Source organism: Methylobacterium sp. P5_C11, from assembly GCF_054049775.1.
On record NZ_JBFULS010000047.1, the window covers coordinates 23,956 to 46,733 of the forward strand.

Sequence of the window (22,778 nt, forward strand, 5' to 3'; positions counted from 1 at the left end):
ATCATGGCCCGCTTCTTCATCGACCGCCCGGTCTTCGCCTGGGTGGTGGCGCTGTTCATCTGTCTCGGCGGTGCGCTCGCGATCCCGAACCTGCCGGTGGCGCAGTACCCGGTGATCGCGCCGCCCTCCATCGCGTTGTCCACGGCCTATCCGGGGGCCTCGGTGGAGAGCCTCTACATCGGCACGACCCGGCTCATCGAGGACGAGCTGAACGGCGCGGCCAACATCATGAACTTCGAGTCGACCACCGACTCGTTCGGCTCCGTGAACATCACCGCCACCTTCCAGCCCGGCACCGACCCGGCGCTGGCCTCCGTGGAGGTGCAGAACCGGCTGAAGCGCGTCGAGGCGCGCCTGCCCGCGGAGGTGCGCCAGCAGGGCATCCTGGTGGAGGAGGCCTCGGCCGCGACCCTCAACATCATCACCCTCGTCTCCAAGGACGGGTCGATGGACGAGGTCGGCCTCGGCGACTTCCTGATCCGCAACGTCATCAACGAGATCCGGCGCATCCCGGGCGTCGGGCGCGCGACGCTCTACTCGACGGAGCGGTCGCTGCGCGTCTGGGTCGATCCCGACAAGCTGCGCGGCCTCTCGCTCAGCGCCTCGGACGTGACCGACGCGATCCGCAACCAGAACGTCCAGGTCGCCTCCGGCTCGGTCGGCGCGCAGCCGAGCCCGACCCGGCAGGCGCTCACCGTGCCGATCATCGTGAAGGGCCAGCTCGGCACCATCGAGGAATTCGGCGCCATCGTGCTGCGGGCCAATTCCGACGGCTCGAACGTGCGCCTGCGCGACGTGGCGCGGATCGAGCTCGGCGGCGACGCCTACCAGTTCTCCACCCGGCTGAACGGCGGCCCGGCCGCCGGCATCTCGGTAACGCTCGCCCCCGACGGCAACGCGCTGGAGACGGCCCGCGCGATCCGCGCCAAGATGGTCGAGCTGTCCCAGTTCTTCCCGCCGGACCTGAAGTGGGACATCCCCTACGACATCACCCCGGCGGTGGAGGCCTCCATCGAGAAGGTGCTGCACACCCTCGTCGAGGCGGTGGTGCTGGTCTTCCTGGTGATGTTCCTGTTCCTGCAGAACATCCGCTACACCCTGATTCCCACGATCGTCGTGCCGATCGCCCTCATGGGCACGGTCACGGTGATGTGGATCTCGGGCTTCTCGGTGAACGTGCTCACCATGTTCGGCATGGTGCTGGCCATCGGCATCCTGGTCGACGACGCCATCGTGGTGGTGGAGAACGTCGAGCGGATCATGAACGAGGAGGGGCTGCCCCCCAAGGAGGCCACCAAGAAGGCCATGGGGCAGATCACCGGGGCGATCATCGGCATCACCCTGGTGCTGATGGCGGTGTTCATCCCGATGGCGTTCTTCCCCGGCTCGGTGGGCATCATCTACCGGCAGTTCTCGATCGCGATGGTGACCTCCATCGCGTTCTCGGCGCTGCTCGCCCTGTCGCTGACGCCGGCCCTCTGCGCGACCTTCCTGAAGCCGGTGGCCAAGGGACACGGCCACGCCAAGGGCGGCGTGTTCGGGTTGTTCAACCGGTTCGTCGACCGGGAGACCGCCCGCTACGGACGCGGCACCCAGTGGTTCATCCGGAAATCCGGCCGGGTGATGCTGGTCTATCTCGCCCTCGTGGCGGGCACCGCCTACGCGTTCGTCAACCTGCCGGAGGGCTTCCTGCCGGTGGAGGACCAGGGCTTCTTCACGGTCGACATCCAGACGCCGCCGGGCGCCTCCTACAACCGCACCCAGGAGGCGGTGCGCAAGGTCGAGGAGCACCTGCTGGCGCAACCGGGCGTCGCCACCGTGACGATGCTCAACGGCTTCTCGTTCTCCGGGCAGGCCCCGAGCACGAGCCAGGCCTTCGTGACCCTCAAGCCCTGGTCCGAGCGCGACGCCAAGAACTCGGCCGCCGCCCTCGTCGCGGGCACCAACGCGGCGCTCGCCAGCTACCGCGACGCCACGGTGGACGCGCAGGAACCCCCGCCCGTGGACAACCTCGGCAACGCGGCGGGCTTCTCGTTCCGCCTGCAGGACCGGGCCAACCGCGGCTACGCGGCGCTGCTCTCCGCCCAGGAGCAGCTCCTGAAGCTGGCCTCGCAGAGCCCGGTCCTCCAGAAGGTGAAGATCGAGGGCCTGCCGCCGACCCCGCAGGCGGAGCTGATCATCGACCGCGAGAAGGCGGCGGCGCTCGGCGTGAAGTTCGAGGACATCAACAACACGATCCAGCTCAACCTCGGCTCGGTCTACCCGAACGACTTCCCCAACCGCGGCAAGATGCAGCGCGTCTACGTGCAGGCCGAGCAGCTCCAGCGCATGAACGCGTCGGACATCCTCAACTACGCGGTGAAGAACGCCACGGGCACGATGGTCCCGATGTCGTCCTTCGCGGAGCTGAAATGGAGCATGGGGCCGAGCCAGATCGTCGGCTTCAACGGCTACCAGTCGGTGCGCTTCACCGGCGAGCCGAACCCCGGCTACACGTCGGGCGACGCGATCAGTGAGATGGAGCGGCTGATGCTCCAACTGCCCAAGGGGTTCGGCTACGCCTGGACGGGCCAGTCCTATCAGGAGAAGCAGGCGGGCAGCCAGGCGAGCCTGCTGCTGGCCCTCTCGGTGCTGATCGTGTTCCTGTGCCTCGCCGCGCTCTACGAGAGCTGGGCGATCCCGGTCTCGGTGATGCTGGTGATCCCGCTCGGCGTCATCGGCGCCGTGGCGGCCGTGCATCTGCGCGGCATGCCCAACGACGTCTACTTCAAGATCGGGCTGATCACGATCATCGGGCTCTCGGCCAAGAACGCGATCCTGATCGTCGAATTCGCCAAGGACCTCTGGAAGCCCGGGACCTCGGTGGTGCAGTCCGCGGTGGAGGCGGCGACCCTCCGGTTCCGGCCGATCGTGATGACCTCGCTGGCCTTCATCTTCGGCGTGGTGCCGCTGGCCATCGCCACCGGCGCCGCCTCGAAGAGCCAGCAGGCGATCGGCACCGGCGTGATGGGCGGCATGATCACCGCGACCGTGCTGGCGGTGTTCTTCGTGCCGGTGTTCTTCGTCGTCGTCATGCGCCTGTTCCGGCGCAAGGCGGTGGCGGAGGGCGAGCGGGCCGAGGGCGCGGCGCGGCAGGAGCCGGCGCGGGTGGCGGCCGAATAGGCCAGACGCGTCGCGCCTCGGTTCCTGCCAGGCGCGACGCGCCCCCTCTCCCGTTCGGGAGAGGGTCGAGAACGCTCCGGAGAGATCGCGCCCCTCACCCGGTCTCTCTCCCGCACGGGAGAGGGGACCCGCGGCGCCCCACTTCGGGAACACGGCATCGCTTTCAGGCCCCCTGAGCCCGAGCCCCCGAAGTCTTCAATCGAAAACGGGGATGAGGCGGGGAAAAACGCGTTCAGGCGGCCGGGTCGTGTCACTCCCCCGCGACAGCCTCGACCTCGGTCTTGTATACAGATGGTCCGATGCTTGCTGGCGCCGCGGTGGACACCGCCGGGGCTGCCGGCCGGTGGCGCATTCACGGTTCCGGAGATCCGCTTGTCCCGTTCAGCCCTGAAGACCCTCGCCCGCGGCGTGTCCGCGGTCGCGGTCGCGACGTTCGCCTTCGCGTTGCCCGCACAGGCCGCCAACGTCTTTCGCTTTGCCTTCCAGGGCGATCTGAAGTCCCTCGATCCGTACTCCCTCAAGGAGAGCTTCACCGAGGGAATGCAGCAAGCGGCCTACGAGCCCCTCGTCACCCTCGACAAGAACCTGAAATTCGCCCCCGGCCTCGCCGAGTCCTGGGAGACGCCCGAGCCGACCCGCTGGCGCTTCCACCTGCGCAAGAACGTCAAGTTCCACGACGGCTCGCCGTTCACGGCCGACGACGTGATCTTCTCCGCCCAGCGCGTCCGGGCCTCCGGCTCGAACTTCACCACCAACGTCCCGGCCGACGCCGAGTTCGTGAAGGTCGACGACTACACCGTCGACATGGTGCTGAAGAAGCCGAACCCGATCGCCATCGCCCAGTTCCCGACCTGGGTGATCATGTCGAAGGCGTGGTCCGAGAAGAACGGCGTCGTCCAGCCGACGCCTCCCAGCGCCACCAGCCCGAGCTACGCCACCCTGCACGAGAACGGCACCGGCCCGTTCGTGATCGCCGAGCACCAGCCCGGCGTGAAGACGGTGTTCAAGAAATTCGACGGCTACTGGGGCAAGGTCGAGTCGAACCTCGACGAGGCAGTGCTGACCACCATCGCCAATCCGGCGACCCGCGTCGCCGCGCTCCTCTCCAGCGAGGTCGACTGGATCGACCCCGTGCCGCTGCAGGACCAGCAGCGGGTCAACGCCAGCGGCACCGCCACCGTGATGGCCGGCCCCGAGCTGCGCACGATCTTCCTCGGCATGGACCAGGACCGGGACGAGCTCAAGGATTCGAGCGTCAAGGGCAAGAACCCGTTCAAGGACATCAAGGTCCGCGAGGCCTTCTACCTCGCCATCGACGAGGACACGATCGCCAAGCGGGTCATGCGCGGGCAGGCGGTGCCCTCCGCCCTGATGATCGCCCCGGCCCTCTACGACCGGGGGGGCGAGTTCAAGCGTCCGGCCACCGACCTCAAGAAGGCCAAGGAGCTGATGGCTCAGGCGGGCTATCCGGACGGGTTCTCGCTCACCATGGATTGCCCCAACGACCGCTACGTCAACGACGAGGCGATCTGTCAGGCGGTGGTCTCGATGCTGGCCCGCATCAACGTCAAGGTGAACCTCAACGCGCAGCCGAAGGCCAAGTACTTCGCCAAGGTGCTGGCGCCGGCCTACGACACCTCGTTCTACCTGCTGGGCTGGACCCCGTCCTCGCTGGACAGCCACAACATCCTCTACGAGATCGTCGGCTGCCGGAAGCCGGGCGACAAGTCCGGTCGCGGCGGCTGGAACCTCGCGGGCTACTGCGACCCGAAGATCGACGAAATCGCCGACAAGGTGGAATCGGAGACCGACAAGACCAAGCGCGACGCCCTGATCAAGGAGGGATTCGACGTCCTCAACACCGACTGGGGCTACATCCCGCTGCACCAGCAGGCGCTGGCCTGGGGCGTGTCCAAGAAGGTCCACCTGACCCAGCGCGCCGACAACCTGCTGCTGCTCTACTGGGTGTCGAAGGATCCGCAGTAGGCGCGCGGCGTGCTCGCCTTCCTGCTGCGGCGGGTGATCCAGGCGGCCGCGGTCCTCGCGGTCGTCGGGCTCATCGCCTTCGCGATGTTCCGGTTCGCGGGCGACCCCGTGAACCAGATCGTCGGACCCGACACCACGGTGTCCGAGCGGGCCGAGATCCGGAAGACTCTCGGCCTCGACGACCCGGTGCTGGTCCAGTTCGCCCGCTACGCCGGCAACGTGGTGCGGGGGCAATTCGGCATCTCGTATCAGTTCCGGCAGCCGGTCTCGCAACTCCTCGCCGAGCGCATGCCGGCGACGTTGGAACTTGCCTTCTGCGCCACGATCTTCGCCCTGGTGGTGGGGATCCTGATGGGTGTCTACTGCGCGCTCTTCCGGGATTCCTGGCTCGCCGGGCTGTTCCAGGCGGTCTCGCTCATCGGGATCAGCCTGCCGACCTTCCTGATCGGCATCCTGCTGATCTACCTGTTCTCGGTAACGCTCGGCTGGCTGCCCTCCTACGGGCGCGGCGACACGGTGCGGCTGGGCTGGTGGACGACGGGCTTCCTCACCGCGTCGGGGCTCAAGGCGCTGATCCTGCCCTCCATCACCCTCGGCCTGTTCCAGATGACGCTGATCATGCGGCTGGTGCGCGCCGAGATGCTGGAGGTGCTGCGCACCGACTACATCCGCTTCGCCCGGGCGCGGGGGCTCACCACCCGCGCCGTCCACCTGCGCCACGCGCTCAAGAACACCCTCGTGCCGGTCATCACCATCGCGGGGCTCCAGCTGGGCTCGGTCATCGCCTTCTCGATCATCACCGAGACGGTGTTCCAGTGGCCCGGCATGGGCCTGCTCTTCGTCCAGGCCGTGCAGAACGTCGATATCCCGATCATGTCCGCCTACCTGCTGCTCGTGGCGCTGATCTTCGTGACCATCAACCTCGTGGTCGACATCCTCTACACGGTGGTGGACCCGCGCCTGCGGCTCTCGACCGGGCGGGCGACGTGAGGGCGGCCATGACCGAAGGCTCCGGTTGCCTGCCCCTACACCGTCATCGCGAGCGCAGCGAAGCGACCCAGGGCAGCGCGCGTTCTGTCGGCGTGGCGCTGCTGGATTGCTTCGCTCTGCTCGCAAAGACGGTGGCTTCAGCCCCGAAAACGTCAACCGGACACGGCGTGAGGGTCGGCCGATGAGCGGATACGACCTCGACGCGGGCGACGCCCCGCCGGTCCCGCTGCCGGAGGCGAAGCCCTCCCGCCTCGCGCGCTGGCGGGATTCCGATCTGCTGGCGAATTTCCTGCGCTCGAAGACCGCGATGGCGGCTTTGATCGCCACTTTGCTGATGGTCGGGCTCGCCTTCGCGGCGCCCCTGGTCGCCCCGCAGAACCCCTACGACCCGGCCCAGCTCGACCTGATCAACTCCAACCTGCCGCCGATCTGGCAGGCCGAGGGCCAAGCGCCCTACTATCTCGGCACCGACGACCAGGGCCGGGACGTGCTCTCGGCGGTGCTCTACGGCCTGCGGCTGTCGCTGATCGTCGGCGTGCTCGGGGTGCTGACCTCCGGTATCCTCGGCATCGCGCTCGGCCTGATCGCCGGCTACGCGGGCGGGGTCCTCGACACGCTGATCATGCGGGTCGCCGACGTGCAGCTCACCTTCCCGGCGATCCTGATCGCCCTGGTGGTGGACGGCGTTGCCAAGGCGACCTTCGGCAGCGCCCTCGACGTCGGGCCGCTGATCGGGCTGATCGTGGTCTCGATCGGCCTGTCCTTCTGGGTGCAGTACGCCCGGACCGTGCGCTCCTCCGTGATGGTCGAGAAGGGCAAGGACTACGTCCAGGCGGCACGGCTGATCGGCCTGTCCTCCCCGGTGATCCTGGTCCGCCACGTCCTGCCGAACGTCACCGGCCCGGTCTTCGTCATCGCGACGATCAACCTCGCGTTGGCCATCATCACCGAGGCGACCCTCTCGTTCCTCGGCACCGGCCTGCCCGAGACCATGCCGTCGCTGGGCACGCTGATCCGCACCGGCAACCGCTTCCTGTTCTCCGGCGAGTGGTGGATCGTCGCCTTCCCGGGGCTGGCGCTGGCCGGCCTCGTCATCGCCATCAACCTCCTGGGGGATTGGCTGCGCGACGCGCTCAATCCGAAGCTGCAATGATGGGACATCGTCATCGCGAGCGCAGCGAAGCGACCCAGGGCAGCGCGACCTTGGTGAGCGTGGCGCCGCTGGATTGCTTCGCTCCGCTCGCAAGGACGGGGGCGCCCATCCGAAGCCGGGTTGCCACCGGAGCCGCCACGCCATGACCGAGACCATCCTCTCCGTGCGCGACCTCACGGTCGCCTTCGACACCCGCCGCGGGCCGCTCACCGCCATCGACCGGGTCTCGTTCGACATTGGCCGCGGCGAGATCCTGGGCGTCGTCGGCGAGTCCGGGGCCGGCAAGTCGGTGACCGGCTCGGCGGTGATCGGGCTGATCGACCGGCCCGGCCGGATCGCGGGCGGCGAGATCCGTCTGCGCGGCGAGCGCATCGACAACCTCTCCCCGGAGGCGATGCGGCGGGTGCGGGGCAAGCGCATCGGCATGATCTTCCAGGATCCGCTGACCTCCCTCGACCCGCTGTTCCGGGTCGGCGACCAGATCGTCGAGACCCTGCGGACCCACACCGACCTGTCGGGCAGGGCCGCCCGCACCCGCGCCATCGACCTCCTCGCCGAGGTCGGCATCCCGGCCCCCGAGCGGCGCATCGACGGCTACCCGCACGAATTCTCGGGCGGCATGCGCCAGCGGGTGGTGATCGCGCTCGCGCTCGCCGCCGAGCCGGAACTGATCATCGCCGACGAGCCGACCACGGCGCTGGACGTCTCGGTCCAGGCCCAGATCATCACGCTGCTGAAGCGTCTCTGCCGCGAGCACGGCACCGCGGTGATGCTGGTGACCCACGATATGGGCGTGATCGCCGAGGCCGCCGACCGGGTGGCGGTGATGTATGCCGGGCGGGTGGCCGAGATCGGCCCGGTCGCCTCGGTGATCGCCAAGCCGCACCACCCCTACGCGGTCGGCCTGATGGGGGCGATCCCGACCCTGTCGCAGGAGTCCGACCGGCTGAGCCAGATCCCCGGCGTGATGCCGCGCCTCACCGCCATTCCCAAGGGCTGCGCCTTCAACCCGCGCTGCCCGAAGGTGTTCGCCCGGTGCCGCGTCGAGCGGCCCGAGCCGATCCCGGTCGATGCGAGCCGGGTCGCCTGTCACCTGTACGATGCAGCGGAGCGCGCGGCGTGAGCGCCTACGTCGAAGTCACCGATCTGCGCCGCCGGTTCGACGTCTCGAAGCCCTGGCTCAACCGGGTGCTCGAGGGCGAGCCCCGGAAATTCCTCACGGCGGTGGACCGGGTCGGGTTCACGATCGAGAAGGGCGAGACCTTCGCGATCGTCGGTGAATCCGGCTCCGGCAAGTCGACGGTGGCGCGAATGGTGGTCGGCCTGCTGCCGCCCTCGGCTGGCGAGGTGACGATCACCGGCGTCTCGATGACCGATCCCCGCCAGGCCGCGGCCCGGCGGCGCCTGCGGGCGCGCATCCAGATGATCTTCCAGGACCCCTACGCGTCCATGAACCCGCGCTGGCGGGTGGGCCGGATCATCGCGGAGCCGATCCGGGCCTTCAGCCTGATCCAGGGGGAGGGGGCGATCCGCGCCCGCGTGGCCGAACTCCTGGGCCTCGTCGGGCTCCACCCCGACGATTCCAGAAAATACCCGCACGAATTTTCCGGCGGCCAGCGCCAGCGGGTGGCAATCGCCCGGGCACTCGCGAGCCAGGCCGAGTTCCTGGTGGGCGACGAGCCGACCTCGGCGCTGGACGTCTCGGTTCAGGCGCAGATCCTGAACCTGATGCGCGATCTGCAGGACCGGCTGGGACTGACCTACCTGTTCATCTCCCACAACCTCGCCGTGGTCCGCCACATGGCGACCCGGGTCGGCGTGATGTATCTGGGTCGACTCGTGGAGGTCGCCGCCGCCAAGGACCTGTTCGCGACGCCGCGCCATCCCTACACGCGGATGCTGCTCGACGCGGTCCCCGACCTCGCCCATGTCGGTCGCGCCCGGGTGCCGGTCTCCGGCGAGATCCCGAATCCGATCGACCCACCCCCCGGCTGCACCTTCAACCCGCGCTGCCCGCTGGCGAACGACCGCTGCCGCGCAGAGGTGCCGGCGCTCCTCGACGGCGTCGCGTGCCACGCGGTGCAGGAGGGACGGGCCTGACCGTGGCGGCCTGCACGGAGGGCTTCGGGGCGCAGGCCGTTCCATGCACTGAGGCCGCCGGCGCTCCGATCTCGGCGTTCGAACCCGGGCGACCGAGCCGCGCCGTGGCGCGGGACATCGACGATCCTACCGAGTGCCGACCTGCGCGATGAAGACATCGCTGCGGCGGTTGGAGGCGCGATCCCGCCTGCCGAGGCCCAGGCTCGACACCTGCGTGATGTGAACACCGCGGGGGTCCAGGCCGGCCGAGGCAAGGAAATAGGGTTGCTGCGGAAACGTCGCGTTGTCCGCCCCACCGAGGCGGACCCTGACCTTCGGCCTCCCGAGCGGCGACAAGGCGATCGGAGCGGGCCGTCGATAGCCTCCGAGCCTGTCGTCTGTCCCGATCGACGACAGGCCGTCACCGGTCGCCAGGATCGTGACCGGCAGTGCCGGTCGGCCCCCTTGCTCGAAGAACAGGCAGTACCGCAGATCCGTCGGATCCGTCAGAAACGTGCAATCGTTGATCCGCGACGGTGAGGCCTGAGCCCAGCCATACGTGGGAACAACCCATAGGACGGCCGCGAGAATCGTTCGTCCGAAAGGCATCGACACGGCCAGCCTGTGACAGGGAATGTGCGGCGATCCTCGCAAATGTCTTGCCGGATCAGAACGGCAAGCTGCGGCCGCCCATATCGTTCCATCACCGGGTCCGTGCCGCGGGACGCGGGCGCCCCCGTGGACCAGGGTCGCTGCCGGCTGGAGCCCCGTTGCACGCATGCGCGCCGGGCCGTCGCCCCTGTGCAGGGAGCGCCCGGATCGGAACGCGGTCTGCCCGTTGCGCTCGGTCCCGCATCCTCGGCGCCCGCGGAAGCCGCACGGCCGGGAACCCCGCCCTTCTCGGTCGCCGTCGCGCGGCCCCGATCCGGAGAGTATGCGGGCTTGCCGTCCCGGGCGATCGCGCCCGCGGGTCGCCGCCGCTCAGGCGTCGCGCCACTCCGAGAACGTCGCGGCCTGCCCCACCGTGACGCCGTCGCGGTCGAGCTGCCAGACCACCGCCCGCTCGATCCAGAAGCGGCGCCCATCCTTGGCGATCCGCAGCCCGCGGTAGCCGCGGCTGAAGCCCTCCCGGGTGACGGCGTCGAGGAGCCGCTGCCGCTCGGCCCGTTCCGGCGCCTCGGCCGAGAGCCGCGAGGGCAGGCCGACGAGGTCCTCCCACGCGTAGCCGAAGCAGGCCTGCGCGGCCCGGTTGGCATAGACGAAGCGCGGATCCGCGCCGCCGTCATGGGCGAGGACCGCGAAGGGGGCCTCCGCGTAGAGCCAGTCCGCATCCGCGCCGGCCGGCACCAGGGCTTCGCCGAGCCGCCGCGCGTAGCTGCCGGTGAGCAGGGCGAAGAAGTCCGGGTCGTGCGAGAGGTCCGTCATGACACGCTACAGGACGGGATCGGCGTCGATGCGCATGCGCAGGATCGCGTAGGGCGGCTGCTGCAGGTCCCGGCCGTGGTTGAATTCCGGCCGCCGGTTGACCTGGGCCGCCGAGATATAGAGCCACCGGTCCGGGGTGATCCAGAAGGTATCGGCCCAGACCAGCCGGTCATCGGCGGCCAGCACTTCCACGGTGCCGTCCGGCAGGCGCCGGCCGACCGCGTTCTGCTCCTGCAGGCTGAGATAGACCCGGTCCTCGGAATCGGTGGTCAGCCCGCCGGTCATGCCCTTCTCGCCGAGATCCCGGACGGCGGCGGCCACGGCCGCCTCCGGGACGTCCGGGTCGCGCAGGGCCGCGGTCTCGACCGCGTAGAGGCGCCGGCTCATCAGCGGCGCGTAGTACAGGCGGCGGCCGTCCGGGCTGATCGCGATGCCGTTGGCGCCGCCTTTCGGGCTCTTCTCGGGCGCGTCGCCCTTCCGCTCCATCACGGGCCGCCGCTCCACGAACTTGACCAGGCCCTCCTCGGAGCGCGTGCTGGGATGGTCCGCGAGGCGCCGGATCACCCGCCCGCTGTCGAGGTCGACCGCGAGGATCGCGCCCGTCCCGGCCTGGCCCTGGTCGGTGACGTAGGCCAGCGCCCGCCCGTCGCGCACGTCGACCCGCAGGTCGTTCAGGGAGGAGTCCGGCCCCACGCCTGCGTCGAGGGGGATCGTCCGGCGGATGCTGTTCCGGGCGATGTCGATCGCCAGGATCTTGGCGCCCCCCGGCACCGGGCGGCCCTTGCCCTCGGGCAGGCCGGCATCCAGAACCCAGAGGGTGTCGTCGCGGTCGAAGACGCCGTTGGGGACGTGGAACAGCGACGCCTGCGGCGCCTGTCGATCCGGCCGGTTGGTCGCCGCGTCCGGGTAGGGCTTCACCGATCCGTCGGGCAGCACCTCGCCGAGGGTGACCGGCTCGGCTCCGGTGAAGCGGGGCATCATCACGAACATGCGCCCACCCCGGGCGATCGCCAGCCCGGTGGGGGTGGAGGGGGCATCCGCGGCGATCGCCAGTTCCAGCGGCCCGACAGGCCGGCTCACGGGCGGCTCACGCCCTGAGGGCGTCCCGGCTTGGACCGGTCCCGCCGCGAGGGCTACGAGGCCGGATCCGATCAGGCGGCGGCGGTCGATTGGCATGCGCGTCCCGTCCTGTCATGGCGACGGCTGGACCCGTCGGCCTCCAATTCGGCCTCCATGGCCGCAAGCCGCCGCTCCAACGCGCGGGCGTCCGCAGGCGATCCCAACAACGGGCCGGCGGCGCGCGGGCGCAGGTCCTTCAGGGCAGGTTTCGCCGGGCGGACGCACGATGCGGGTCGCCGCGTCCGTTCGCGCCCGATGAGGGCTGGCGGGATCTCGGATTGAAACGATCGGGTCGGAACGATCTTGATGGAATGAATTCCAATGCAATGGATGGAATCGTCTATCGTAATCGGAAGCTATATTTATCAATAAAACATCAATCGATAAGTTGTCGAGCAGGTGAGCGAAACATGAACGTCTTGACGGGAATGCGGCCTGCGGGCTAACAGGCACATAGTATAAGTAATCAATCTTCCCGCAAGGATTTGCCCCCGCGTGATGCCGGCTGACCCGGCCCGCGCCGACATCCCATCTGGGCTGAAGAGATCTTGGCAGGGCGCCCGATTAGCTTGCGCCGATGCCGGCACATGCGCGTGCCGACGTCGGGTGTTCATGATCTCACCGTCATGATGTCCGGCCTACGATCGGCGCGGCGGGCGCGCGGAGGTGAGCCACCGGGGGTACAAGCTCTGCCATGGTCCGCGCCGAGCCGAACCGGTCGCGATGGCCCGGGCACGACATCGGAGAGGTGGGACGCGCATGGATCCTGAAGGATCCGGACGGGAGCCGGACATCGCACCGCGGCGGCGCGACGGGACGCTGCGGGTCCTGGCGATGGCGGTGCAGAAGGGCGGCACCGGCAAGACCACCCTGGCGGCGTCTCTGGCGGTCGCCGCCGCGGAGGCGGGCGAGCGCGTGACCGCGCTCGACCTCGACCCGCAGGGCTCGCTCGCCGGCTGGGGCTCCCTGCGGACGGGCGAGTCCGTCGCGGTCGACCGGGTCCAGCCCTGGGAGATGGGCCAGCTCTCGGAGATCCTCGGCATCCTCGCCGAGCAGGGCACGACGCTCGCCGTCCTCGACACGGCCGGCAGCGCCGCCGGGCTCGCGCCCGCCCTGAAGGATGCCGATTTCGTCCTGATGCCGGTCCGGCCCTCCCGGCTCGACATCGTGGCCGCCCGGCCGACGTTGCAGGCCCTCGTCGGCCTCGGCCTGCGGGAGCGGCTGGCCCTGGTGCTGAACCAGTGCCCGCCGCCGCCCTCGCCGCGCACCAGCGCCTACGCGGCGCAGCTGCGGGCGCTGGGGGTCCTGGCCGAGCCCGGGATCATCCACCGGGTCGACCACCAGGACGCCCTGGCGACCGGGCTCGGCGTCACGGAATTCGCCCCCGGCAGCCCGGCCGCCGAAGAGGTCCGGGCGCTCTGGGCCTGGATCGACGGCAAGATGCGAGCGGCCCCCGCCCGCTGAGATCAGCCGAGATCAGCCTTGGCCCAGGGCCGCCAGGATCCGCGCCCAGGAGCGCGTGCCCTTGTGGAAGCTCGTCAGGTCGTACTTCTCGTTCGGCGAGTGAATCCGGTCGTCGTCGAGGCCGAAGCCGATCAGCAGGGTGTCGCGCCCCAGGATCCGCTTGAAGTCGCCGACGATCGGGATCGAGCCGCCGGCCCCGACGGTCACCGCCGGCACGCCCCACTCGTCCTGCAGCGCCGCCTTGGCGGCACCGAGCTGCGGCATGTCGAAGGGCAGGCTGATCGCCCGCGAGCCCTTGTAGGTGATGACCTCGACCCGGCAGTCCGCCGGCACCCGCGCGCGCACGAAGGCCTCGAACGCCTCGGCGAGCCGCTTCGGATCCTGGTCGTCCACGAGGCGGAACGAGACTTTGGCGGAGGCCGTGGAGGCGATCACCGTCTTGGTGCCCTCGCCGGTATAGCCGCCGATGATGCCGTTGGCGTCGCAGGAGGGGCGCGACTGCACCAGCTCGATCGGCATCCGCCCGCGCTCGCCCGCGGGCTCCTTCAGGCCGATCGGGCCGAGCAGCGTCTCCGGCGTCAGGCCGAGGCCCCGCCACTGCTCCAGGACCTCCGGCGGGCGCTCGTGCACGCCCTCGTAGAAGCCTGGGATCGTCACCCGCCCGTCGGCATCGTGCAGGTCGGCGATGATCTTGGCGAGCACATGGATCGGGTTGCGGGCGGCGCCGCCGAAGAAGCCCGAATGCAGGTCGCGGTCGGCGCAGGTGACCTTCACCTCGAAATAGGCGAGGCCACGGAGCGACGAGGTGATGGCCGGGGTCTTCCGGTCCCACATGCCGGTGTCGCAGACCAGCACCACGTCACAGCCGAGCCTGTCGCGGTTCGCCGCGACCCATTCCGGCAGGCCCTGCGAGCCGCTCTCCTCGGCGCCCTCGATCAGGATCGTGACGCCGCATGGCAATTCGCCGTGCATGGCGATGGTGGCCCGGCAGGCCTCCACGAAGGTCATCACCTGACCCTTGTCGTCGGAGGCGCCGCGCCCGACGATTCGTTTGCCGCCCTGGCCGTCGTCGGCGAGGTGCGGTTCGAAGGGTGGCGTCGTCCAGAGATCGAGCGGATCGACGGGCTGCACGTCGTAATGCCCGTAGAACAGGACGTGGGGCGCCCCGGGCTTCGGCCTGTGGGCCAGCACGACCGGATGGAGCGAGGTCTCCTCGACGGAGGTCTCGAAGCCCAGCGCGGTCAGGTCCTGGGCCAGCCAGGCGGCGGCCTCCCGGCACGGGCCGGCATAGGCGGGATCGGTGGAGATCGACGGGATCCGCAGGAAGGCGAACAGCCGCTCCAGGGCGTTCTCCAGATCCGTGTCGATGTCGTTGAGGATCGCGTCGAGCGCGGCCATCGGGGGCTCCGGGGTGCGGCGTGAACTCTGCGGGAACGAGGGTTAGCCGAGGCGGGGCGGCGCGGGCAACGTCGGAGCACACGTTGATTGATCCCATGCCCCTTCGCGGCGGCGCCGTCGATCCGTGGTCGAGACGGAGCGCACCGGAACAGGCGCAGATTGGAATGGTTATCGACCGAAGCCCTCGGGCCGGCGCCCGCACGTCCCTCCCGGTCGCCGCTTGGGCCGATCCGTTCCCGCCCGGCCCCGGCCGGCCCCGACCGTGGACGACATCATGCGCCTCGAGACCCAGCCGCCGGTGTCGGCGGATACGCCGATCGGCATCACGCTGACGATCAACGGGCAGCGGCGCGAACTCCAGGTCGCCCCCTGGACCACGCTCCTCGACCTCCTGCGCGAGCGGCTCGACCTCACCGGCACAAAGAAGGGCTGCGACCACGGCCAGTGCGGCGCCTGCACGGTGCTGGTGAACGGCACCCGGGTGAATTCCTGCCTGACGCTCGCGGTGATGAAGGACGGCGCCGAGATCACGACCGTCGAGGGCCTCGCCGCCCTCGGCGACCGGGCGGGCCGCAACGCCCTCCACCCGATCCAGGAGGCGTTCATCGAGCACGACGCCTTCCAGTGCGGCTACTGCACGCCGGGCCAGCTCTGCTCGTCGGTCGGCCTGATGAACGAGGGCCACGCCCACACCCGGGACGAGATCCGCGAGGCGATGAGCGGCAATCTCTGCCGCTGCGGCGCCTACACCAACATCGTCGACGCCATCGAGGACGTCATGCAGGGAGCCGCCCGATGAACCGCTTCGACTATGTCCGCGCCGGCACGGTGGCGGAGGCGGTGCAGGCCTTCGGGGCGGGGGCGCGCTTCATCGCCGGCGGCACCAACCTGATCGACCTGATGAAGTACGAGGTCGAGAAGCCGGCCCGGCTGATCGACATCACCCGCCTGCCCCTGGACCGGATCGAGGATCACGGGGGCGGCCTCCGGATCGGGGCGCTCGCCACCAACGCCACAGTGGCGTACGACGACCGGGTCGCGGCGCGCTACCCGCTCCTGCGCAACGCCATCCTGGCCGGCGCCTCGGCGCAGCTGCGCAACGCCGCCTCGACGGGCGGCAACCTGCTCCAGCGGACCCGCTGCTACTACTTTTACGATACGGCCACGCCCTGCAACAAGCGCGCGCCCGGCTCCGGCTGCCCGGCGATCGGCGGGACGAACCGCATCCACGCGATCTTCGGGACGAGCGCGCACTGCATCGCCACCCACCCCTCCGACATGTGCATCGCCCTGGCCGCCCTGGAGGCCACCGTGCAGGTGACCGGGCCGCAGGGCGACCGGTCAATCCCGTTCTCCGAGTTCCACCGCCTGCCGGGGGATGCCCCGGAGCGGGACACGAACCTCGCCCCCGGCGAGATCATCGTGTCGGTCGACCTGCCGGAGAGCCGCTTCCCGCAGCACTACACCTACCTGAAGCTGCGCGACCGCCTGTCCTACGCCTTCGCGCTGGTCTCGGTGGCGGCGGGGCTTGAACTCGACGGCGACCAAGTGAAGACCGCCCGGCTGGCGCTCGGCGGTGTCGCCCACAAGCCCTGGCGCAACCGCGAGGCCGAGGCCCTGCTGGAGGGCAAGCCCGCGACTCGCGAAAACTTCCAGGCGGCGGCCGACCTCGTCGTCGCCGCGGCCAAGCCGCAATCGGAGAACGGCTTCAAGATCGATCTCGCCCGGCGCGCCATCGTGCGCGGCCTCGAACAGGCCGCCGCCGGCACGCCCCAGTCGCTCAGCGACAAGCGCATCCAGTAGGCCCGCCATGACTCACACCTCAAGTCCGCAGACCTTCAGCTCCACCGGCCGCGACACCTTCGTCGGCAGCCCGCGCAGCCGCGTCGACGGACCCGCCAAGGTCACGGGCCTCGCCAAATACGCGGGCGAGTTCGCCGCGCCCGGTCTCGCCTACGGCTACGTGGTGTCCAGCGCCATCGCCAAGGGCCGGATCACCGCCATCGAGTCCGCCGAGGCCGAGGCGGTGCCGGGCGTCCTCAAGGTCATCACCCACGAGAACCGGCCGCGCACCGCGTGGCGCGACAAGAACTTCCAGGACGCGGTCGCGCCCCCCGGCTCGCCGTTCCGCGCCCTCTACGACGACCTGATCGTCTTCAGCGGCCAGCCGGTCGCCCTGGTGGTGGCGAAGGATTTCGAGACCGCGCGCTACGCCGCCTCCCTCGTCCGCGTCGGCTACGCGATGCAGGAGCCCGTCACCGACCTCAAGGCCGTGCGCGGCGACGCCTACGATCCGCCCACCAAGCGCGAGGGCATCAAGCCGCCGCCGGCTCCGTGGGGCGACGCCGACCGGGCGTTCGGCAGCGCGCCGATCCGCGTGCAGGGCGGCTACAGCTTGGCCAACGAGCACCACAACCCGATGGAGCCGCACGCCACCACGGTGGTGGTGGAGGCGGACGGGACCTACACGGTCTACGACAAGATCCAGGGCGTCTCGAACAGCCAGCAGTACCTCGCCAACGTGTTCGGCCTGAAGCCCGACCAGGTCCGGGTGCTCAATCCCTATCTCGGCGGCGGCTTCGGCTCCGGCCTGCGTCCGCAATACCAGGCGTTCCTGGCGATGCTGGCCGCCCAGGAATTGAAGCGCTCGGTCCGCGTCACCCTGACCCGCGACCAGATGTGGTCCTTCACCTACCGGGGCGAGGCGCTGCAGACGATCGCGCTCGGCGCCGAGGCTGACGGCACGCTGACGGCCCTGCGGCATGACGCCGTGCAGGGCACCTCGAACTTCGAAGATTACCAGGAGGTGATCGTCAACTGGTCGGGGGTCCTCTACCGCTGCGACAACGTCGCCCTGACCTACCGACTCGCCAAGCTCGACACCGCCACCCCGGGCGACATGCGCGCCCCCGGCGCGGTGACCGGCGTCTTCGGCATCGAAACCGCCATGGACGAGCTCGCCTACGCGACCGGGATGGACCCGATCGCCCTGCGGCTGAAGAACTACGCCGAGTCCGACGCCACCGCGAAAGGCAAGCCCTTCGGCTCGAAGGAGCTCAAGAGCTGCTTCACGCAGGGTGCCGAACGCTTCGGCTGGGCCAAGCGCAATCCGGAGCCGCGCTCCATGCGGGACGGCCGGGAACTCGTCGGCTGGGGCGTGGCCACCGGCATCTGGGAATCGATGATGATGCAGTCGAGCGCCATCGCGACCCTGACGCCCGACGGCCGCCTCACGGTGGGCAACTCCACCGGCGACATCGGCACCGGCACCTACACGATCCTCACCCAGATCGCCGCCGACACCCTCGGCCTGACGATGGACGCGGTGACCACCAAGCTCGGCGACACAAGCCTGCCCGAGGCGCCGGTCGCCGGCGGCTCCTGGACGGCGGCCTCCTCCGGAACCGCCGTGATGAAGGCCTGCCGCAACGTCGGCGAACAGGTGTTCAAGCTCGCCCGCGCGATGGAGAACTCGCCCCTGGCCAACGTCGACTTCGACCGCGCCGTGTTCGCGGACGGCCACATCTCCGTCGCGGGCGATCCGGGCCGCAGCGTGTCGCTCGTTGCCGTGCTGCAGGCGGCCGGAATCGACAAGGTCGAGGCGGTCGAACAGGCCGGGCCCGACAAGGACTTCAACCAGAAATACGAGGCCTACACGCATTCGGCGATATTCGCCGAGGTGAAGGTCGACGCGGAACTGGGTCAGGTCCGGGTCACCCGCATCGTCTCGGCGATCGCGGCCGGCAAGGTGCTGAACCCGAAGACCGCGCGCAGCCAGATCCTCGGCGGCGTCGTGATGGGGATCGGCTCGGCGCTCGAGGAGGAGTCGATGCTCGACCACCGGGTCGGCCGGTTCATGAACCACAATCTCGGCGAGTACCACGTGCCGGTGAACGCCGACATCTACGATATCGACGTGATCTTCGTGGACGAGGAGGACAAGGCGAACCCGCTGGGCGTGAAGGGCCTCGGCGAGATCGGGATCGTCGGCACGGCGGCGGCGATCGCCAACGCGGTGTTCCACGCCACCGGGAAGCGGGTGCGCGATCTGCCGATCACCATCGACAAGCTCCTGTGAACGGCGAGCGTTTCACAGGAAACATTGACAGTTCGGAAGGAGTCGAACGCGGATCGCGCTGGACCGCTCCGTCATCGCGAGCGCAGCGAAGCGACCCAGGGCGACGCGACATCCTTGAGCATGGCGCGACCCTGGATTGCTTCGCTCCGCTCGCAAGGACGATGATGCGACCGCCCGTTGCCCTGAGAACCGACACGGAATCCCGGTGAGCCACCTGCTGCAATCCTGGCGCTTCTGGGCGCTCGCCGCGGCGGCCTTCGCGGCACTGACCGCGATCCTCGCCAAGGTCGGCGTCTCGGGCGTCCCGTCGGATGTCGCGACCTTCGTGCGGACCGCCGTGATCCTGGTCTTCGCCGGGGCGATCGTCGTCGGCTCCGGTCAGGCCGGCGGCCTCGCCCAGATCTCCGGCCGCAGCCTCGTCTTCCTCGTCCTGTCGGGACTCGCCACCGGAGCGTCCTGGCTCTGCTACTTCCGCGCCCTGTCGCTGGGCGATGCCGCCCGGGTCGCGCCGATCGACAAGCTGAGCGTCGTGCTGGTGGCGATCCTCGGCACCAGCCTGCTCGGCGAAACCCTCAGCCTCGCGGCCTGGACCGGCGTCGGCCTCATCGCCGCCGGTGCCGCCCTCGTCGCCTCGGGCTGGTGAGGGAGTGCGCGCCGGCGCGCCGATCCGTTAACCCGGCGAGCGCATCCTGACGTCTCCTCACGCAAGGGGACCGCCATGGATTGGGTCTACCGCGGATTCGAGACCTCGCTTCTCGGTCTCGCCCTCGGTCTCGGCTTCGCCGCCTGCCTGACGCTCGGCACCGAGCGGGTGCCCCCCGGCACGCTCTCCGTCACCCTGCCGATGCTCATGGTGACCGCCCCCGCGCCCTGAGGCGGAGGGCGGCGGGCGCGGCTCAGGCGGCGCCCTGCGTGGCGCGGAACATGAACCCCCGGGCCTCGTCGTCCATCTCGGCCTTGAAGGCATGGCGCCCCTTCAGCGCCTCGGCGGCCTGGGCGGCCGGCCGGGCGTTGAGCGTGTCGAGGAGGCGCTTGACGTTGGGCAGATCCGCGAAGGCGGTCTCGCCGAGCACGAACGGCACCATGCGCGCCCAGCCCCACACCGCCATGTCGACGATCGTGTACGTGTCGCCCAGCATGTAGGCGCGGCCGGCGAGGCGCTGGTCGAGGACGCCCCAGTGGCGGCGCGCCTCGAAGACGTAGCGCTCGGTGGCGTAGGCGCCGCCGTCTTTCGCGAAGTGGCGGAAATGGACGCACTGGCCGGAGAACGGGCCGATGCCGGTCGCCACGAACATCAGCCAGGACAGCATCTCGCCCCGCACCGGCTCGCCCTCGGGCAGGAACCGGCCGGTCTTGCCCGCGAGGTAGAGCAGGATGGCGTTCGAATCGAACACCGTCACGTCGCCGTCCACGATCGCCGGGACCTTCCCGTTCGGGTTGACCGCCGTGTAGGCGGGATCGAACTGCTGGCCCCTGCGGGTGTCCACCGGCACCGGCTCGTAGGGCAGGCCCATCTCCTCCAGGCAGAGGGCGACCTTCATCGGGTTGGGGCTGAGATTGTAGAAGAATCGAATCACGGCGCTCTCCCTGAACGAGGTCGGAAGGATGTCCGGGTCGGGCATCCGCACAAGCCGCAGCCGCGCAGGGCGGCTATTCCGCCACGATCTTGTAGCTGCGGCCCGGCACCAGCGGGGCGCCCCGTTCCAGCCCGTTGAGAACCAGGAACCGGTCGAGCGCCCGGTCCGGCACCGCCATGCGGCGGGCGAGGTCCTCGGCGCTGGTCGCGGTCGCCTGAACCACCTGCAGCCGCAGGGGATGCAGGACGGTCTCGTCGGGTGATACGGCGACGAGGGTTGCGGCCCAGCGGCGGAAGGCCGGATCGGGATCAGCGGCCCCCTTGGCCGCCATGATCATCCGGAAGGTCGATTCGCCGATCCGGATCGCCGCCAAGCGGAAGGTCCAGTCCTTGCCCCGCGACAGCGCGAAGGCCGCCGGATGGCCGGCGACCTCACGGGTCTCGAAGCCGGCGGGGTCGAAGGCGTCGTTCCAGCTCGCCTTCAGCACCGCGTCGAGGGGCTGGCCGTCCTTGGCCTCGATCTGGTCGAACAGCAGGCGTCGGCTGCCGTCCTGGGTCGTTCCCAGAACCGCCGCGCGGGTGTTCTCCAGGGTGAAGCCCTCCGGCACCTCGAAGGCGATGCCCAGGCCGGGATGGATGAAGCGGTGGCCCCGCACGGCGCCGTCGCGTGGATTGTCGCCGTAGGCGAGCCCGTCCACCGCCGCGAGGTACGAGGCGCGGTCGTCGGTGCCGATGCCCGGTGCGCCGATGCGCCGCGCCGCCCGGGTGACCTGCGTGATCCGCTCAACCGTGCCCGGATGGGTCGCCAGCATGTCGGGCTCGCCGGTACTGCCGGCCTTCAACCCCGTCGAGCGGTTGAGGGCGGTGAGGAAGCGGCCGGCCGCGAACGGATCGTAGCCGGCCTTCGCGAGGGTGCGCACGCCGGTGGCGTCCGCCTCCAGCTCCTGCTCGCGGGAGAAGCGGGCCAGGGCGAAGCGCGACTGGTGCTGCAACTGCGCGCCGGTATCGGGATCGTTCAGCACGTCGGCCACGACGCGGCTGACCAGGGCCGAGCGCAGCTCCAGTTCGCTGCGGGCCGTGGCGTGGTTGAGGGTCACGTGGGCCATCTCGTGCGCCAGCACGGCCGCCGCCTCGGAGGTGTCGCTCGCCAGGGCCACGAGGCCGCGGGTGACGTAGAGCCGCCCGTTCGGCAGCGCGAAGGCGTTGACCGCGGGCGAGTCGAGGAGCGTCACCGTGTAGGACTGGTCGGGCCGGTCGCTCGCCTTCACGAGGCGGTCGGTCACCTCCGTGAGCATCCGCGTCACGTTGGGCGCCCGTGCCCCGCCCCCGAAGGAGGCCACCAGCTTGAGGTGGTCGGCATCCGCGGCGCGCTCGCGGCCGGTGGTGCGCGGCGCCTCCGCGGGCACCCGCACCACGGCCGACCGCACGGTCGCGTCGGTCTGGTCGGCGACGCAGGCGCCGAGCAGCAGGGCCAGCCCGCCGAGCGCCGCCAGCCCGCACGGACGGTGCCACGCCCCGTGGACGCGCCGTCCGATGATTCGCCCCGTGATCCCGCCCATCGCGATCAGCGCCGCAATCCCCGTTCCCCGTCCGGATCGGCCTCCGGCCGGTCCGCCTCCTCCAGCATCTCGATCGCGTCGGCGGCGGCCTCCAGGGTCGGGCCGCGCCAGACCTCCAGGAGGCCGCGCACCCGCACGCGCCGGCCTTCGAGCGAGGTCGCACTCAAACCACGGGCGCGCATCATTCGCCAAGTGCGTTTCGATACCGTCACCGTCAGGCCGTCCGTGCCGCGGGCGGCGAAATCGAGATAGGTGCGTGCGCCCCGCTCGCCGACGTGGCGGACGCGGCCCTCCACGACTACGAATTGGCCGGCCCGCGCCCGGAGCGCCGCCCCGTCCTGCGCCGCCGGGAGCGGCTCCTGCCAGAGGCCGAGCCCGCGCCTCCGGGCGGCGGCCTCCGCGAGGCGCAGGGCGGGCCGGCAGAGCGCATCGGCTTCGTTCGCGTCCGCGAAGGCCAGCCCCGCCGCGATGAGGGCGCCCGCCAGATCCCCGTCCTCCGTGGCGGTCAGGATATCGGCCCGCTCCCGATCCCAGCGGTCGGGCTGCCCGCGGGGGACCACCGTGACGCTGGCCCCCCGCCAGGCCTCGAGCCACGCCTGCGCTGCGGCGGCAGCCGCCGGCGCGTCCGGCCACCGCAGGGAATCGGGCACCGCCCGGGCGCCCGACTCCAGGCGGATCTCCCCCCGGGGTCCGATTCCCGCCACGGCCTCGACCCGCGCGGGTCCAGCCGCGCACGCGGCGCCGCTGGTCCGCGGCGCGGCCCGGGCCGACGGCGTCGACGCCGCGGCG

Annotated in this window: 19 protein-coding genes; 12 read left to right on the forward strand and 7 right to left on the reverse strand. The window is 70.3% G+C overall.

Annotation, left to right across the window (positions count from 1 at the left end):
* The first annotated feature begins 3 nt into the window (after positions 1–3).
* From ACXJKQ_RS20910 to ACXJKQ_RS20935, 6 genes are all read left to right on the forward strand, one after another.
* Positions 4–3,162, forward strand: a complete 3,159-nt coding sequence (locus tag ACXJKQ_RS20910) for a multidrug efflux RND transporter permease subunit (protein WP_457107629.1) — start codon at positions 4–6, stop codon at positions 3,160–3,162.
* Positions 3,163–3,534: 372 nt separating this feature from the next.
* The gene (locus ACXJKQ_RS20915; protein ID WP_457107630.1) at positions 3,535–5,148 is read left to right on the forward strand and encodes an ABC transporter substrate-binding protein; all 1,614 of its coding nucleotides are present in this window, start codon (positions 3,535–3,537) and stop codon (positions 5,146–5,148) included.
* A 9-nt stretch (positions 5,149–5,157) separates the two neighbouring features.
* Positions 5,158–6,138 (forward strand): ABC transporter permease, encoded by a 981-nt coding sequence (locus tag ACXJKQ_RS20920; RefSeq protein ID WP_457107631.1) that lies wholly within the window; start codon positions 5,158–5,160, stop codon positions 6,136–6,138.
* Positions 6,139–6,319: 181 nt separating this feature from the next.
* Positions 6,320–7,291 carry an ABC transporter permease gene (locus ACXJKQ_RS20925; protein WP_457107632.1) on the forward strand — a complete coding sequence of 324 codons (972 nt, stop codon included), beginning with the start codon at positions 6,320–6,322 and terminating at the stop codon, positions 7,289–7,291.
* 142 nt (positions 7,292–7,433) lie between these two features.
* Positions 7,434–8,414 carry an ABC transporter ATP-binding protein gene (locus ACXJKQ_RS20930; RefSeq protein ID WP_457107633.1) on the forward strand — a complete coding sequence of 327 codons (981 nt, stop codon included), beginning with the start codon at positions 7,434–7,436 and terminating at the stop codon, positions 8,412–8,414.
* Positions 8,411–9,391 (forward strand): ABC transporter ATP-binding protein, encoded by a 981-nt coding sequence (locus ACXJKQ_RS20935; protein WP_457107634.1) that lies wholly within the window; start codon positions 8,411–8,413, stop codon positions 9,389–9,391. Before ACXJKQ_RS20930 ends, ACXJKQ_RS20935 begins: the two co-directional genes overlap by 4 nt.
* A 126-nt stretch (positions 9,392–9,517) precedes the next feature.
* On the opposite strand, the gene ACXJKQ_RS20940 is transcribed toward ACXJKQ_RS20935, so the two are convergent.
* From ACXJKQ_RS20940 to ACXJKQ_RS20950, 3 genes are all read right to left on the reverse strand, one after another.
* Positions 9,518–9,985, reverse strand: a complete 468-nt coding sequence (locus ACXJKQ_RS20940; protein WP_457107635.1) for a hypothetical protein — start codon at positions 9,983–9,985, stop codon at positions 9,518–9,520.
* Positions 9,986–10,351: 366 nt separating this feature from the next.
* Positions 10,352–10,795, reverse strand: coding sequence for an MEKHLA domain-containing protein (locus ACXJKQ_RS20945; protein ID WP_457107636.1), 444 nt, complete (start codon positions 10,793–10,795; stop codon positions 10,352–10,354).
* A 6-nt stretch (positions 10,796–10,801) separates the two neighbouring features.
* Positions 10,802–11,971 (reverse strand): SMP-30/gluconolactonase/LRE family protein, encoded by a 1,170-nt coding sequence (locus ACXJKQ_RS20950; RefSeq protein WP_457107637.1) that lies wholly within the window; start codon positions 11,969–11,971, stop codon positions 10,802–10,804.
* A 702-nt stretch (positions 11,972–12,673) separates the two neighbouring features.
* Between ACXJKQ_RS20950 and ACXJKQ_RS20955 the strand changes: the two genes are divergently transcribed.
* Entirely contained in the window at positions 12,674–13,378 is a 705-nt protein-coding gene (locus ACXJKQ_RS20955; protein ID WP_457107638.1) for a nucleotide-binding protein, read from the forward strand.
* Between the two features lie 12 nt (positions 13,379–13,390).
* On the opposite strand, the gene ACXJKQ_RS20960 is transcribed toward ACXJKQ_RS20955, so the two are convergent.
* Positions 13,391–14,776, reverse strand: coding sequence for a M20/M25/M40 family metallo-hydrolase (locus ACXJKQ_RS20960; protein WP_457107639.1), 1,386 nt, complete (start codon positions 14,774–14,776; stop codon positions 13,391–13,393).
* A 274-nt stretch (positions 14,777–15,050) separates the two neighbouring features.
* On the opposite strand from ACXJKQ_RS20960, the gene ACXJKQ_RS20965 reads away from it, so the two are divergent.
* The 5 genes from ACXJKQ_RS20965 to ACXJKQ_RS20985 all read left to right on the forward strand — a co-directional run bounded on the left by ACXJKQ_RS20965 (position 15,051) and on the right by ACXJKQ_RS20985 (position 19,728).
* Complete coding sequence (locus ACXJKQ_RS20965) at positions 15,051–15,575, forward strand: (2Fe-2S)-binding protein (protein ID WP_457107640.1); 525 nt, start codon at positions 15,051–15,053, stop codon at positions 15,573–15,575.
* Entirely contained in the window at positions 15,572–16,579 is a 1,008-nt protein-coding gene (locus ACXJKQ_RS20970) for an FAD binding domain-containing protein (protein ID WP_457107641.1), read from the forward strand. Before ACXJKQ_RS20965 ends, ACXJKQ_RS20970 begins: the two co-directional genes overlap by 4 nt.
* Before the next feature lie 7 nt (positions 16,580–16,586).
* Positions 16,587–18,854, forward strand: a complete 2,268-nt coding sequence (locus ACXJKQ_RS20975; RefSeq protein ID WP_457107642.1) for a xanthine dehydrogenase family protein molybdopterin-binding subunit — start codon at positions 16,587–16,589, stop codon at positions 18,852–18,854.
* Positions 18,855–19,059: 205 nt separating this feature from the next.
* Entirely contained in the window at positions 19,060–19,497 is a 438-nt protein-coding gene (locus ACXJKQ_RS20980; RefSeq protein ID WP_457107643.1) for an EamA family transporter, read from the forward strand.
* A gap of 75 nt (positions 19,498–19,572) precedes the next feature.
* Entirely contained in the window at positions 19,573–19,728 is a 156-nt protein-coding gene (locus tag ACXJKQ_RS20985) for a hypothetical protein (RefSeq protein WP_457107644.1), read from the forward strand.
* A 22-nt stretch (positions 19,729–19,750) separates the two neighbouring features.
* Here ACXJKQ_RS20985 and ACXJKQ_RS20990 read toward each other — a convergent pair whose 3' ends face one another.
* The 3 genes from ACXJKQ_RS20990 to ACXJKQ_RS21000 all read right to left on the reverse strand — a co-directional run.
* Positions 19,751–20,431 carry a glutathione S-transferase family protein gene (locus ACXJKQ_RS20990; RefSeq protein WP_457107645.1) on the reverse strand — a complete coding sequence of 227 codons (681 nt, stop codon included), beginning with the start codon at positions 20,429–20,431 and terminating at the stop codon, positions 19,751–19,753.
* 73 nt (positions 20,432–20,504) lie between these two features.
* Positions 20,505–21,989, reverse strand: coding sequence for a M48 family metalloprotease (locus ACXJKQ_RS20995; RefSeq protein ID WP_457107646.1), 1,485 nt, complete (start codon positions 21,987–21,989; stop codon positions 20,505–20,507).
* A gap of 5 nt (positions 21,990–21,994) precedes the next feature.
* Positions 21,995–22,778, reverse strand: a 784-nt coding sequence (locus ACXJKQ_RS21000) for a thermonuclease family protein (protein ID WP_457107647.1), incomplete at its 5' end; no start/stop codon positions are given.

What these genes read in the sequence shown, in the direction of transcription:
- ACXJKQ_RS20985 (WP_457107644.1), top strand. Translation starts at nt 19,573, where the DNA reads ATGGATTGGGTCTACCGCGGATTCGAGACCTCGCTTCTCGGTCTCGCC.
- ACXJKQ_RS20970 (WP_457107641.1), top strand. Translation starts at nt 15,572, where the DNA reads ATGAACCGCTTCGACTATGTCCGCGCCGGCACGGTGGCGGAGGCGGTG.
- ACXJKQ_RS20960 (WP_457107639.1), bottom strand. Translation starts at nt 14,776, where the DNA reads ATGGCCGCGCTCGACGCGATCCTCAACGACATCGACACGGATCTGGAG.
- ACXJKQ_RS20945 (WP_457107636.1), bottom strand. Translation starts at nt 10,795, where the DNA reads ATGACGGACCTCTCGCACGACCCGGACTTCTTCGCCCTGCTCACCGGC.
- ACXJKQ_RS20995 (WP_457107646.1), bottom strand. Translation starts at nt 21,989, where the DNA reads ATGGGCGGGATCACGGGGCGAATCATCGGACGGCGCGTCCACGGGGCG.
- ACXJKQ_RS20910 (WP_457107629.1), top strand. Translation starts at nt 4, where the DNA reads ATGGCCCGCTTCTTCATCGACCGCCCGGTCTTCGCCTGGGTGGTGGCG.
- ACXJKQ_RS20950 (WP_457107637.1), bottom strand. Translation starts at nt 11,971, where the DNA reads ATGCCAATCGACCGCCGCCGCCTGATCGGATCCGGCCTCGTAGCCCTC.
- ACXJKQ_RS20955 (WP_457107638.1), top strand. Translation starts at nt 12,674, where the DNA reads ATGGATCCTGAAGGATCCGGACGGGAGCCGGACATCGCACCGCGGCGG.
- ACXJKQ_RS20925 (WP_457107632.1), top strand. Translation starts at nt 6,320, where the DNA reads ATGAGCGGATACGACCTCGACGCGGGCGACGCCCCGCCGGTCCCGCTG.
- ACXJKQ_RS20965 (WP_457107640.1), top strand. Translation starts at nt 15,051, where the DNA reads ATGCGCCTCGAGACCCAGCCGCCGGTGTCGGCGGATACGCCGATCGGC.
- ACXJKQ_RS20930 (WP_457107633.1), top strand. Translation starts at nt 7,434, where the DNA reads ATGACCGAGACCATCCTCTCCGTGCGCGACCTCACGGTCGCCTTCGAC.
- ACXJKQ_RS20975 (WP_457107642.1), top strand. Translation starts at nt 16,587, where the DNA reads ATGACTCACACCTCAAGTCCGCAGACCTTCAGCTCCACCGGCCGCGAC.